12 protein-coding genes are annotated in these 12466 nt (G+C 67.8%); 7 read left to right on the forward strand and 5 right to left on the reverse strand.

Annotated elements, in window-relative coordinates:
- Window positions 1-3 precede the first annotated feature (3 nt).
- Entirely contained in the window at window positions 4-2346 is a 2343-nt protein-coding gene (clpA, locus tag ACE3QP_RS10680) for an ATP-dependent Clp protease ATP-binding subunit ClpA (RefSeq protein ID WP_374435931.1), read from the reverse strand.
- Complete coding sequence (gene clpS / locus ACE3QP_RS10685; RefSeq protein WP_374435933.1) at window positions 2343-2702, reverse strand: ATP-dependent Clp protease adapter ClpS; 360 nt, start codon at window positions 2700-2702, stop codon at window positions 2343-2345. Before clpS ends, clpA begins: the two co-directional genes overlap by 4 nt.
- Before the next feature lie 250 nt (window positions 2703-2952).
- Between clpS and ACE3QP_RS10690 the strand changes: the two genes are divergently transcribed.
- Window positions 2953-3171, forward strand: a complete 219-nt coding sequence (locus tag ACE3QP_RS10690; RefSeq protein WP_198112343.1) for a cold-shock protein — start codon at window positions 2953-2955, stop codon at window positions 3169-3171.
- Window positions 3172-3177: 6 nt separating this feature from the next.
- On the opposite strand, the gene ACE3QP_RS10695 is transcribed toward ACE3QP_RS10690, so the two are convergent.
- Both ACE3QP_RS10695 and asd read right to left on the reverse strand, forming a co-directional pair.
- The gene (locus tag ACE3QP_RS10695; protein ID WP_374435935.1) at window positions 3178-4044 is read right to left on the reverse strand and encodes a UDP-2,3-diacylglucosamine diphosphatase; all 867 of its coding nucleotides are present in this window, start codon (window positions 4042-4044) and stop codon (window positions 3178-3180) included.
- A 22-nt stretch (window positions 4045-4066) separates the two neighbouring features.
- Complete coding sequence (gene asd, locus ACE3QP_RS10700; protein ID WP_374435938.1) at window positions 4067-4954, reverse strand: archaetidylserine decarboxylase; 888 nt, start codon at window positions 4952-4954, stop codon at window positions 4067-4069.
- A gap of 55 nt (window positions 4955-5009) precedes the next feature.
- On the opposite strand from asd, the gene ACE3QP_RS10705 reads away from it, so the two are divergent.
- Complete coding sequence (locus ACE3QP_RS10705) at window positions 5010-6656, forward strand: aminotransferase class III-fold pyridoxal phosphate-dependent enzyme (RefSeq protein WP_374435940.1); 1647 nt, start codon at window positions 5010-5012, stop codon at window positions 6654-6656.
- Window positions 6657-6698: 42 nt separating this feature from the next.
- On the opposite strand, the gene ACE3QP_RS10710 is transcribed toward ACE3QP_RS10705, so the two are convergent.
- Window positions 6699-7310: a hypothetical protein gene (locus ACE3QP_RS10710; RefSeq protein WP_374435942.1), complete on the reverse strand. Its 612-nt coding sequence runs from the start codon at window positions 7308-7310 to the stop codon at window positions 6699-6701.
- Window positions 7311-7414: 104 nt separating this feature from the next.
- Here ACE3QP_RS10710 and ACE3QP_RS10715 point away from each other — a divergent pair, with 104 nt between their 5' ends.
- The 5 genes from ACE3QP_RS10715 to pstA all read left to right on the forward strand — a co-directional run bounded on the left by ACE3QP_RS10715 (window position 7415) and on the right by pstA (window position 12459).
- Window positions 7415-8659 (forward strand): glycosyltransferase family 4 protein, encoded by a 1245-nt coding sequence (locus tag ACE3QP_RS10715; RefSeq protein ID WP_374435945.1) that lies wholly within the window; start codon window positions 7415-7417, stop codon window positions 8657-8659.
- Between the two features lie 72 nt (window positions 8660-8731).
- Window positions 8732-9334 carry a winged helix-turn-helix domain-containing protein gene (locus ACE3QP_RS10720; RefSeq protein WP_374435947.1) on the forward strand — a complete coding sequence of 201 codons (603 nt, stop codon included), beginning with the start codon at window positions 8732-8734 and terminating at the stop codon, window positions 9332-9334.
- Window positions 9335-9434: 100 nt separating this feature from the next.
- Window positions 9435-10418, forward strand: coding sequence for a PstS family phosphate ABC transporter substrate-binding protein (locus ACE3QP_RS10725; protein ID WP_374435949.1), 984 nt, complete (start codon window positions 9435-9437; stop codon window positions 10416-10418).
- Between the two features lie 124 nt (window positions 10419-10542).
- On the forward strand, window positions 10543-11511 hold the full coding sequence (gene pstC / locus ACE3QP_RS10730; RefSeq protein ID WP_374435951.1) for a phosphate ABC transporter permease subunit PstC: 969 nt from the start codon (window positions 10543-10545) through the stop codon (window positions 11509-11511).
- A gap of 12 nt (window positions 11512-11523) precedes the next feature.
- Window positions 11524-12459, forward strand: coding sequence for a phosphate ABC transporter permease PstA (pstA, locus tag ACE3QP_RS10735; protein WP_374435953.1), 936 nt, complete (start codon window positions 11524-11526; stop codon window positions 12457-12459).
- Window positions 12460-12466 lie beyond the last annotated feature (7 nt).

Here is a 12466-nt window from a genome sequence, read left to right on the forward strand (position 1 = left end):
TCCTCAGCCGGCGGGCGCGGGCTCCGTGCTCCGATCGGCCTTGCCCTTGCCCTTGCTGGGCGGGTTGGGCTGAATGTCGAGCTGCACCTGACCCTCGGTGTCGACATCCACCGTCAGGCGGCCGCCATCGACCAGACGACCGAACAGCAGCTCGTCAGCCAGGGCGCGACGGATGGTGTCCTGGATCAGGCGCTGCATCGGGCGCGCACCCATCAGCGGGTCGAAGCCCTTCTTGCCCAGGTGGCGCCGCAGGGCATCGGTGAAGGTGACCTCGACCTTCTTCTCGGCGAGCTGACCTTCGAGCTGCAACAGGAACTTGTCGACCACGCGCAGGATGATGGTTTCGTCCAGCGAGCGGAAGCTGATGATGCTGTCCAAGCGGTTGCGGAACTCCGGTGTGAACAGCCGCTTGATGTCGACCATCTCGTCACCCAGCTGGCGCTCGGTGGTGAAGCCGATGGTGGACTTCTGCAGCGCCTCGGCCCCCGCGTTGGTCGTCATGATGATGACCACATTGCGGAAGTCGGACTTGCGGCCGTTGTTGTCGGTCAGCGTGCCGTGGTCCATCACCTGCAGCAGCACGTTGAAGACATCCGGGTGGGCCTTCTCGATCTCGTCGAGCAGCAGCACGGCGTGCGGCTTCTTCGTGACCGCCTCGGTCAGCAGGCCACCCTGGTCGAATCCCACATAGCCCGGGGGCGCACCGATCAGGCGGCTGACGGTGTGGCGCTCCATGTACTCGGACATGTCGAAGCGGATCAGCTCGATGCCCAGGATGAAAGCGAGCTGCTTGGCCACCTCGGTCTTGCCGACGCCAGTGGGGCCGCTGAACAGGAAGGCGCCAATCGGCTTGTCCGGCTTGCCCAGGCCGGAGCGCGCCATCTTGATGCTGGCGGCCAGCGCCTCGATGGCGACGTCCTGACCAAACACCGTGGCCTTGAGGTCGCGCTCCAGATTGCGCAGCTTGCCGCGGTCGTCGCTGTTGACGGTGGCCGGCGGAATGCGCGCGATCTTCGAGACGATGTCCTCGACCTCGTTGCGGGTGATGGTCTTCTTGCGCTTGCTGGCCGGCAGCACGCGCTGCGCCGCACCGGCCTCGTCGATGACGTCGATGGCCTTGTCGGGCAGGTAGCGGTCGTTGATGAATTTGGCAGACAGCTCGGCCGCGGCCTCCAGCGCACCGAGCGCGTACTTGACGGCATGGTGTTCCTCGAAGCGGCTCTTCAGGCCCTTGAGGATCTCGATGGTCTGACTGACCGTGGGCTCGACCACATCGACCTTCTGGAAGCGCCGGCTCAGTGCGGCGTCCTTTTCGAAGATGCCGCGGTACTCGGTGAAGGTGGTGGCGCCGATGCACTTCAGCTGACCGTTGGACAGCGCGGGCTTGAGCAGGTTGCTCGCGTCGAGCGTGCCGCCGCTGGCCGCGCCGGCGCCAATCAGGGTGTGGATCTCGTCAATGAAAAGGATCGCACCCGGCTGGTCTTTCAGCTGCTTGAGCACGGCCTTGAGGCGTTGCTCGAAGTCGCCTCGGTACTTGGTGCCGGCCAGCAGCGCGCCCATGTCGAGCGAGTAGACGGTGCTCTCGGCCAGCACCTCGGGCACTGCGCCTTCGGTGATGCGCCAGGCCAGGCCCTCGGCAATCGCCGTCTTGCCCACGCCGGCCTCACCCACCAGCAAGGGGTTGTTCTTGCGGCGGCGGCACAGCACCTGGATGACGCGCTCAACCTCGTGCTCGCGCCCGATCAAGGGGTCGATGCGACCTTCCTTGGCAGCGGCGTTCAGGTTGTGCGTGAACTGCTCCAGCGGCGAGGCCTTGCTGGCCTGGGCTTCGCCCTCCTCCTGCGGAGGCTGGCTGCCGCCCTCGCCCTCGGGCTTGCCTTCCGGGCCCTTGGGCGGCTCGGAGGCGTCCGTCTTGCGGATGCCGTGGGCGATGAAGTTCACCACATCGAGGCGCGTCACGCCCTGCTGGTGCAGGTAGTAGACGGCGTGCGAATCCTTCTCGCCGAAGATCGCCACCAGCACGTTCGCGCCGGTTACTTCCTTCTTGCCATTGCCGGTGCTCTGCACATGCATGATGGCGCGCTGGATAACCCGCTGGAACCCGAGCGTGGGCTGGGTGTCCACCTCCTCGGTGCCACCCACTGTCGGCGTGTTGTCCTTGATGAACTGCGCCAGGCTCTTGCGCAGGTCTTCGATCTGCGCCGCGCAGGCACGCAGCACCTCGGCGGCGGAGGGGTTGTCGAGCAGAGCCATCAGCAGGTGCTCGACGGTGATGAATTCGTGGCGCTGCTGACGTGCGTCCACGAAGGCCATGTGCAGGCTGACTTCGAGTTCCTGGGCAATCATGAGGGCTCCATGACGCATTGAAGGGGATGGCCGGCGCGCCTTGCGGCGTCCAGTACGAGTTCGACCTTGGTCGCCGCCACGTCTTTGGAGAACACCCCGCAGACGCCGCGACCCTCGTGGTGGATCTTCAGCATGATCAGCGTGGCGGAATCCAGGTCGTGCCGGAAATATTCCTGCAGCACCATGACGACGAACTCCATGGGCGTGAAGTCGTCGTTCAGCATCAGCACTTGGTACAGCCGCGGCGGCTCGGTGCGCTGGGCCTGGCGCTCGGCCACGACCGAGCCCGCACCGTCATCCGGCGTGGGGGGCGTGGGCCCAGGGGGCTGCGCATGGAGAGACGGGGGCAAAAACATGGTTCGATTCTAGGGATCTCCCCTGCTCCCCATGGGGCGCTGGGGCATGGGACCTGCAATGGATTGTGCGCAGCATCACGCCCACCCCTTTGGCCGAGTTGGGGGGCCCAGGCGGGCTTTCAAGTCCTCTTCCCCGGGGTGGGAACTGGGGTCTGCACCGATCGGGCTGGCCCGGAATTGACGCTCCAAAGACCGATTCCAACAATCGCGCGCTTTCTTTCGGCACCCCAGCTAGACCCGGAGATACACCATGGCGATAGGAACAGTGAAGTGGTTTAACGACGCCAAAGGCTTCGGGTTCATCGAACCGGAGGCCGGCGGCGCGGACGTATTCGCGCATTTCAGCGCCATCCAGATGGAAGGCTTCCGCACGCTGCGCCAGGGCAGCAAGGTGAGCTTTGAGACCATCGAAGGCCCCAAGGGCCTGCTGGCCCAGAACATCCAGCCCGTGGAGATGAGCCCGGCCTGAGCGGGCTCAGGTGGTGATCAGGGCGCTTGGCTCGGCCGCCCGGCGCGCCTGCAGGCTCGCGCTCCAGTCCAGGATCTCGAGGTGCCCATCCGGGTGCTCGGCCAAGGCGGTCAGGCTCTCCACCCAGTCGCCGTCGTTCGCATAGAGGATGCCCTCTATTTCGCGCAGCTCGGCGTGGTGGATATGCCCACAGACCACGCCGTCCAGCCCCCTGGCGCGCGCCTCGCGCGCCACCGCGGCTTCGAAGTCGTCCACATAGGCCACCGCGCGCTTGACCTTGAGCTTCAGGTAGCGCGACAGACTCCAGTACGGCAGCCCCAGGCGCGCGCGCGCCGAGTTCAGCCAGTGGTTCAGCGCCAGCGCGCGCGTGTAGGCCCAGTCGCCCAGGTAGGCCAGCCACTTGGCGCACTGGATGACGCCGTCGAAGTGGTCGCCATGGGTGACCCACAGCCGGCGCCCATCGGCCGTGGTGTGGATGACCTCGGCCAGCACCTCGATGCCGCCAAAGCTGTGCCCCAGGTAGCGGCGTGCGAACTCGTCGTGGTTGCCGGGCACGAAGACCACGCGGGTGCCCTTGCGCACCTTGCGCAGAAGCTTTTGCACCACGTCGTTGTGCTGCTGCGGCCAGAACCACTGGCGGCGCAGCTGCCAGCCGTCAATGATGTCGCCCACCAGATAGAGCGTCTCGCACTCCACCCGGCGCAGGAAATCCAGCAGCGCACCGGCCTGGCAGCCCGGGGTACCGAGGTGCAGGTCGGAAATCCAGACCGTGCGCAGGCGCAGCTCGCCGGTTTCGTCCCCCTCCTGAGCGGGAGCGCCCAGCAGCGCGGAGGCCAGATCGGTGCGGACATCACAGGGCAGATCGCGTCGCATGGCCCGTCATGCTGGGGGGCGATCAAGACGGCGCGATGACAGGCCGCAAGAGCGCCTGCCCCATGCGCAGGCGCTGCCCGGTAGCCACGCAGGGCTCGAAGCCGGGCGGTACGAAGACCACCAGGGTCGAGCCATGCTCGAACCAGCCCAGTTCCTGACCACGCCGCACCGGCACGTCGCAGGGCAGGTCGCGCGGGCCGGCCCAGCGCAGGTGCAGCAGCACGTCCAGAAAGTGCAGGCGGATGCTGGCCACCAGGATGGCCGCCACCGGCACGATGGCCATCGGCCTGCCGTCGGGCAGACGCAGGCGGATGCGCGCACGCTCATTGCGGCAGAACAGGCGCTCGATGCGCTTGAGCGCGATCGGGTTGACGTTCCAGGTGTCGCCGCTGAGGTAGCGCACCGCCTCGATGCGCGCGTCCGCCGGGGCGTGGAAGCGGTGGTACATGGCCGAGGTCAGGCGCAGGGTCAGGTAATGGCCACCCTCGAACTCGGCCGGCTCTGCGCTGCACCCGAACAGCTCGGCCAGCCGATAGGGCATGCCCTTGGCCTGCAGCACCGTGCCCTGCTCCACCCGGCCGATGGCGCCCACGAGGGCATCGCAAGGGCTGAGCAGCAGCGTCGGGTCCGGGTCCAGTGGGCGCGCGCCTTCCTTCAGTTCGCGCGTGAAGCAGGCGTGCAGGCTGTCGAAGCGCTGTTCCTTGGCCTCGCTCAGGTCCAACTCGGTGAACTGGCGCCAGACACCGATGGAGAGGCGCGTCAGCCAGGGGTTGCGAATCTTGCTGAAGCGGCCGATCGCCAGCGTCAGCCAGCGGCGCGGCACGCGGTTGGTGAGCAGGAAGTTCAGGTCTTCATTCAGCAGCAGGCGCTCGCGCCAACGGCGCGGCGCGGCTTGGGTGGTGGAGGTCATGAGCCTGTCAATTCAGCGGCGTACACCGGCGGGCTTCACAGTGTCGGGAGCCGATATGACAGAACCATGGACGCTGGCGCTGGCCCTTGCCACGGGCGGCCTGCTGGCACGCAAGGCCTACCAGCGCGCCCAGCTCTCGCTGGCCAAGCACCCCTCGCTGACCGGCCACGCCAAGATGGCGCGCCGCGTCAGTCGGCTGCTGCCGGGCTACCACCTGGAAGACGCCCAGTTCTACGCGGCCGACGGCGCTGAGCCCGCCCTGCAGCAGCGCCGCCGCGCCGGCTTCGAGCGCCTGGCCACCACCTTGCGCGAGCGCCACCCGCGCAGCCTGGCGCTGACGCAGCAGGCCCGGCCCTTCATCAGCGACCTGCAGTTCACCGGCGCCTACCGCGTGCCGCCGCCCTTCAGCCGCCAGGTGCGCGCGCAGCTGGGCTTGGGCGCCTTTCTGCAGCGCGCGGACGGCTTCATCCTGACCGACCTGGACGGCCAGGAGTTCTATGACCTGACCGGCAGCTACGGCGTCAATCTGTTCGGCCACGAGTTCTACAAGCGCTGCCTCGTGCAGGCGCAGGAGCGCGCGCTCGACCATGGCGTGCTGCTGGGCGCCTACCACCCGGCGGTGGCCGATGTGGCGCAGCGCCTATGCCGGCTCTCCGGCATGGACGAAGTCAGCTTTCATATGTCCGGCACCGAGGCGGTGATGCAGGCCGTGCGTCTGGCGCGCTATCACACCGGCCGCGCCAAGCTGGTGCGCTTTTGCGGCGCGTACCACGGCTGGTGGGGCGATGTGCAGCCCGGCCCGGGCAACCCGGTGGCGGCCGAACACACCTACACGCTGCGTGACATGGACGAGCGCAGCTTGCGCGTGCTGCGCACCCGCAAGGACATCGCCTGCGTGCTGGTGAACCCGCTGCAGGCCCTGCACCCGAACGCGGCCGCGCCGGGCGACAGCAGCCTGATGGGCGCGCGCCGCCTGCAGGGCGCCGATCTGCAGGACTACGCCGACTGGCTGCGCCGCCTGCGCACGGTCTGCAGCGAGCGTGGCATCGCACTGATCTTCGACGAAGTGTTCGTGGGCTTTCGCCTCGGCCCCGGCGGCGCGCAGCAGCGCTTTGGCGTGCAGGCGGATCTGGTGACCTATGGCAAGACCCTGGGCGGCGGCCTGCCGGTGGGCGTGGCGTGCGGCAAGGCGGCCTGGATGAAGCGCTTTCGCGAGGACCGCCCGGCCGACATCTGCTTCGCCCGCGGCACCTTCAACGCCCACCCGCAGGTGGTGTGCGCCATGCAGGTGTTCCTGGAGCAGCTGGAGCGGCCCGAGATCCAGGCCCTGTATGAGGGCATGGAAGAGCGCTGGAGCGGCCGTGCGCAACGTCTGAACGCCGCCTTGGAACAGGCGACCCACCCAGTGCAAGTGAAGCAGCTCGGCACCATCTGGGCGCTGGAGTTCACCCAGCCCGGCCGCTACCACTGGATGCTGCAGTTCTATCTGCGCGCCCAGGGCCTGCTGCTCAGCTGGGTAGGCAGCGGGCGCATCGTCTTCAGCCTGGATTACCGCGAGGCCGATTTCGACGCCGTCTGTGAACGCTTCCTGGCCGCCTGCGCCACCATGCGGGCCGACGGCTGGTGGGACGGCGCGCCGCCGGCCCACCAGCTCAAGCGCCAGTTGCTCGGCGAGCTTTGGAGCGCCTGGCGCGCGCAATGAAAAGCGCCGGGCAGTGCCCGGCGTTCTGATTCATGGCAGCGCTCAGTGGGACTGCCGCGCGTGGTGCATCGGGTCGATCAACTCTCCTCTCAAGAGGTGCAGTGGCGCCCTCCAGTACAGCAGCACGTCGTGGAATGGGTCCGTCAAGATCTTGCACATCCACACCAGGCCGGTCTGCACGTCATACAGATGGAAGAGGTGCACGGTGCGCATCAGCAGGCCCGTCACACCCAGGGCCAGCCAGGCCAGGCCGACGTCGTGCCAGTAGCCGGAAAAGTCGGTGGCAGGTTCGATCCAGCCCCAGAGCGAAGGCTGCAGCCACAGCAGCAGCGGCATGGCGGCCCAGGCCGACATCAGGAACACCTTGCGGCGCAGGTTGTAGCCCACCTTGATGGCTTCCTTGTGTTCGTGCGTGGCTTGGTTGACTTCGTCATAGCCCTTGGGCTCGAAGAAGAAGTGGCCGGCCTGGCGCGAGCTCATCGACACCCCCCAGGCAAGCAGCGCGGCCAGCGCGGGGTCCACGAAGAGCAGGCCGTAGGCACACAGAAAGCTCAGCGCGCTGAGCAGGTGCAGGCTCTGGTTGATGCGGCTGTGGTGGTAGTAGCGGTGATCGTCCCAGCGCTGGGTGCGCAGGGCTTGCAGGAATTCCGACACAAAGGCTCCTGGGGTTGCGGGTGCGGCATGCTGCGCAGTGCGCATGAAAAGGGCGTGACGGCGGCTGTCACAGCGCTGTCGCAGGGGCGGCAGAGCATGGCCGCATGAACACCGCCGCCCGCACCGCCGCGCTGCTGGAACGCAGCCCCCTGCCCCCTGCCGCGCAGGACGCACTGGAGATCCTGCCGGCGCGCAGCGAGCACCGCTGGCTGCGCATTGCCCTGGTCACCGAAACCTATCCGCCGGAGGTGAACGGCGTGGCGGGCACGGTGGCGCGCATCGTCGAGGGCCTGCGCGAGCTCGGGCACGAGCTGCAGCTGGTGCGCCCGCGCCAGCACAAGGCCGAGCAGGCGCAGAGCGAGGCCGGGTTTGCCGAGCTGCTGATGCGCGGCCTGCCGATCCCGCGCTACCCGCAGCTGCGCATGGGCCTGCCGGCCAAGCGCGCACTGCTGCGGCGCTGGAGCTTCGAGCGGCCCGATGTGGTGCACATCGCCACCGAGGGGCCGCTGGGCTGGTCGGCCCTGCAGGCGGCGCGCCAGCTGCGCCTGCCGGTGCTCAGCGAGTTCCGCACCAATTTCCACGCCTACAGCCAGCACTACGGCGTGGGCTGGCTGCGCCACCCCATCCACGCCTACCTGCGCAAGTTCCACAACCAATGCCAGCTGACCCTGGTGCCCTCGGAGGACCTGCGCGTCACCCTGGCCGGCCAGCGCTTCGAGCGCCTGGCCGTGGTGGCGCGCGGGGTGGACACCGAGCGCTTTCACCCCGCCCGCCGCGACCCCGCGCTGCGCGCGCACTGGGGTGCCGGCCCGGACAGCCCGGTGCTGCTCTGCGTGGGTCGGCTGGCGGCCGAAAAGAACCTGGAGCTGCTGCTGGACGCTTACGCCGCGCTGCGCCTACGCGCCCCGCAGGCCCGTCTGGTGCTGGTGGGTGACGGCCCCGAGCGCGAGCGCCTGCGCCAACGCTGCCCGGACGCGGTGTTCTGCGGCCTGCAGATCGGCACCGCGCTGGCCGCGCATTACGCCAGCGCCGATCTGTTCGCCTTTCCCAGCCTGACCGAGACCTTCGGCAATGTGGTGCCCGAGGCCTTGGCCAGCGGCCTGCCGGTCGTCGCCTTCGACTACGCGGCGGCGGCCAAGCTGCTGCGCGAGGGCCCGGCCGGCCGGCTCGTGCCCCTGGGGCAGCGGCAGGCCTTCTGCGAGGCGGTGGCGGAGCTGTGCAGCCAGCCCGGCACACTGCAGCGCGCCGGCCAGGCGGCGCGTGCCGTGGCCCTGTGCCAGGGCTGGCCGGCCATCGTGGCGGGGGTGGAAAGCCATTACCGCGCCCTGCTCGCCACACCCTCCGCCTGAAGGGCGGCGGCGTCACAACCCTGTCACCGCCCCTGGCCAGCATTCCGCCCACCCCGGCCCCTCTGCCCCGCCTTGAACCCAGCTGCCCCGCTCACCCTGCTGTCCATCAGCAGCGCCGACCCGCGCCTCAGCCAGCTGCTGCAGGCCGCCACCGCCAGCGGCGCCCTGGTGGCCCACACCAGCGACCCCAGCCAGGCCCAGCGCTGGCTGGACACCCTGGCACCCGACCTGCTGTTGGCCGAACCCCTGCTGCTGGAGCGCCTGCAAGCGCCCACCTGCCCGGTGCTGGCCTGGGAGGGCGATCTGGAGCAGGCCACCCGGCGCCTGGCAGCCTGGCTGCCCGAGCTGTGCGTGCGCCCGCAGCGCATCGTCTGCGGCGACATCGAGGCCGACCCCCAGGCCGGCGTGGTGCGCCTGCGGGGTGACGACGGCCTACGCCGCCAAGCCGCCATCCCGGCGCTGGAGCTGCGCCTGCTGGGCACCCTGCTGCGCCGCGCCGGCCGGGTGGTGAGCCGCCAGGAGCTGCTGGACACCGTCTGGCCGCCCGAGGCCCGCCCCCTGCCCCGCACCGTGGACCAGACCGTGCGCCGCCTGCGCGTGGGCCTGCAGCCATTGGGGCTGGACAGCCGCCTGCGCTCCCTGCGCGGCCTGGGCTACCGCTTCGATCCGGCCTGAGCCCAAATATTTCAATTCCTGCGGCGACTGTCACAGAGTCGTCATCCAGCCTGCCTAGAGTGGCGGGCATTCACCCAACGACCCCTGAATGGAGTCTGCAATGCAACTGAACAAGCTGTTCGCCCTGCTGGGCCTGGCCGCCACCGCTTTCGCTTCGCAAGCGCAAGTCGTCAAGATCGACGGTTCCTCGACCGTGTTCCCGATCACCGAGGGCGTGGCCGAGGACTTCCAGAAGGCCAAGAAGGGTGCCGTCAAGGTCACCGTGGGCATCTCGGGTACCGGCGGCGGCTTCAAGAAGTTCTGCCGCGGCGAGACCGACATCAGCAACGCCTCGCGCCCCATCCTGGCCAAGGAAATGGCCGACTGCAAGGCGGCCGGCGTCGAGTACTACGAGCTGCCGGTGGCCTTTGATGCGCTGACCGTGGTCATCAACCCCAAGAACCCGTTCCTGAAGCAGATCACCGTTGAAGAACTGAAGAAGATCTGGGAACCGGCCGCGCAGGGCAAGGTCACGCGCTGGAACCAGGTCAACCCGGCCTGGCCGGATGCCCCGATCAAGCTGTTCGGCGCCGGCGCCGACTCGGGCACCTTCGACTACTTCACCGAAGCCATCAACGGCAAGAGCAAGGCCAGCCGCGGCGATTTCACCGCCTCGGAAGACGACAACGTGCTGGTGCAGGGCGTGAGCTCGGACATCAACGCCATCGGCTATTTCGGCTACGCCTACTACGCCGAGAACCAGGGCAAGCTCAAGGCCCTGCCGATCGTCAACCCCAAAGGCCATGCCGTCGCCCCGAGCGAAGCCGCCGTGCTGGCCGGCACCTACGAGCCGCTGAGTCGCCCGATCTTCATTTACGTGAACGCCAAGTCCCTGACCAAACCCGAGGTCAAGGAGTTCGTCGAGTACATGATGAAGAACGCGGCCAAGATCGCCAAGGAAGTGAAGTACGTTCCGCTGCCGGCCAAGGCCTACACGGGCGGCCTGGAGCACCTGAACAAGGGCAAGAAGGGCACCGTGTTCGGCGGCAAGAACGAGGTCGGCATCACCATCGAGGAACTGCTGGCCCGCGAAGCCGCCCTTTGATCGCCCGCGGGCCCCTCGGGCCTGCCGCAAAATGACAGCGACGTGACAACGGGCCCGGATCTCGCCATGCGGGCCCGCTGTTCTTTATGGCGTCCTGTCGCCTCCCTGTTCCTAGGTATCCGCCATGGCCATCGCCCCACCTGATGCCCTGCCCAGCACCGCCACGCATTCGCCGCGTGGCGAAGCCCGGCTGGCCGAGTTCGCCGAACTGAAGAAGGCCCGCCAGCGCCGCGAACGCCTGATCGAAGCGGTGCTGTTTCTGGCCGCCAGCGTGTCGGTGCTCACCACCGTGGGCATCGTCTACATCCTGGTGCGCGAGTCGATCAGCTTCTTCAGCCACGTGTCGATTTGGGACTTCCTGACCGACAGGCAATGGACGCCGCTGTTTGACGACGCCCACTTCGGCATCTGGGTGCTGATGTCCGGCACCATCACCAGCTCGCTGGTCGCGCTGGCCGTGGCCATCCCGCTGGGCACCGTGATCGCCATCTACCTGAGCGAGTTCGCCGGCCACAAGACGCGCGAAACGCTCAAGCCCCTGCTGGAGCTGCTCTCCGGCGTGCCGACCATCATCTACGGCTTTTTCGCGCTGCTGGTGGTGACGCCGCTGCTGCAGAAAATCTTCCCCGAGCTGCCGGGCTTCAACGTGCTCTCGGCCGGCCTGGTGATGGGCGTGATGATCATTCCCTATGTGGCCTCGCTCTCTGAGGACGCGATGCGCGCCGTGCCCATGAGCCTGCGCGAGGGCGCCTATGCCATGGGCAGCACGCGCTTCCAGACGGCCGTGAACGTGGTCGTGCCGGCCGCCTTCTCGGGCATCGCCTCGGCCTACATCCTGGGCATCAGCCGCGCCGTGGGCGAGACCATGATCCTGGCCGTCGCCGCCGGCATGCAGCCCACGCTGAGCTTCAACCCCATGGAGCCGGCCGCCACCATCACCAGCTTCATCGTGCAGGTGGCGCTGGGGGATCTGCCGCATGGCTCGATCGGTTACCAGACCATCTTTGCCGCCGGCCTGTCGCTGATGCTGCTGACCCTGTGCTTCAACCTGCTCGGCTACTGGCTGCGCAAGCGCTACCGCGAAGCCTATTGATTGGGGTTTGACATGAACGCAGAAAAGACCCTGGCCATCCGGGCCATCATCCGCAAGGCGCGGCGCTACGACCTGCTGGTCGCCTTGCTCGGGCTGCTGGCGCTGTCGATCGGCATCTTCACGCTGGCCGCGCTGTTCATTGACATGGCCGTCACCGGCGTGCCGCGTCTGACGGCCGACTTTTTCCTCAACTTCCCCTCGCGCCGCCCGGCCGAGGCCGGCATCCTCTCCAGTTGGGTGGGCTCGATCCTGGTGATGACGGTGACTGCCTTCGTGGCGGTGCCGCTGGGTATCGCCGGCGCCATCTACCTGGAGGAATACGCGCGGAAGAACTGGGTCACCGATGTCATCGAAATCAACATCACGAACCTGGCTGGCGTGCCCTCGATCATTTACGGTCTGCTCGCACTGGGTCTGTTCGTCTACACCTTCAAGCTCGGCCAGTCGATCCTGACGGCTGGCCTGACGCTGGCGCTGCTGATCCTGCCCATCGTCATCACCGCCACGCGCGAGTCCCTGCGTTCGATTCCGCAGCACATCCGCGAGGCGGCCTACGCCTGCGGTGCCTCGCAGTGGCAGGTGGTGCAGCACCATCTGGTGAAGTACGCCACGCCCGGCATCCTGACCGGGGTGATCATCGGCATGAGCCGCGCCATCGGCGAAACCGCGCCCATCATCACCATCGGTGCACTGACCTTCATCGCCTTCCTGCCGCCCGCACCGGGCCAGATGAACATTGAGACGGGCCAAGCCGCCGGCCTGTTCGACTGGCTCTGGAGCCCCTTCACGGTGATGCCGATCCAGATCTTCAACTGGACCAGCCGCCCCGACCCGCGCTTCCACGAAAACGCCGCCGCGGCCGCCTTCGTGCTGGTGCTGATGACGCTGAGCATGAACGCCATCGCCATCTGGCTCCGCTACCGCCTCCGCAAAAACATCAAGTGGTGAACTGACT

This window comes from Inhella sp., assembly GCF_041912635.1.
GTDB lineage: Bacteria > Pseudomonadota > Gammaproteobacteria > Burkholderiales > Burkholderiaceae_C > Inhella.

Coding starts and splice junctions, on each gene's coding strand:
- ACE3QP_RS10705 (WP_374435940.1), top strand. CDS start 5,010: ATGACAGAACCATGGACGCTGGCGCTGGCCCTTGCCACGGGCGGCCTG.
- ACE3QP_RS10715 (WP_374435945.1), top strand. CDS start 7,415: ATGAACACCGCCGCCCGCACCGCCGCGCTGCTGGAACGCAGCCCCCTG.
- clpS (WP_374435933.1), bottom strand. CDS start 2,702: ATGTTTTTGCCCCCGTCTCTCCATGCGCAGCCCCCTGGGCCCACGCCC.
- pstC (WP_374435951.1), top strand. CDS start 10,543: ATGGCCATCGCCCCACCTGATGCCCTGCCCAGCACCGCCACGCATTCG.
- ACE3QP_RS10695 (WP_374435935.1), bottom strand. CDS start 4,044: ATGCGACGCGATCTGCCCTGTGATGTCCGCACCGATCTGGCCTCCGCG.
- ACE3QP_RS10725 (WP_374435949.1), top strand. CDS start 9,435: ATGCAACTGAACAAGCTGTTCGCCCTGCTGGGCCTGGCCGCCACCGCT.
- ACE3QP_RS10690 (WP_198112343.1), top strand. CDS start 2,953: ATGGCGATAGGAACAGTGAAGTGGTTTAACGACGCCAAAGGCTTCGGG.
- pstA (WP_374435953.1), top strand. CDS start 11,524: ATGAACGCAGAAAAGACCCTGGCCATCCGGGCCATCATCCGCAAGGCG.
- clpA (WP_374435931.1), bottom strand. CDS start 2,346: ATGATTGCCCAGGAACTCGAAGTCAGCCTGCACATGGCCTTCGTGGAC.
- asd (WP_374435938.1), bottom strand. CDS start 4,954: ATGACCTCCACCACCCAAGCCGCGCCGCGCCGTTGGCGCGAGCGCCTG.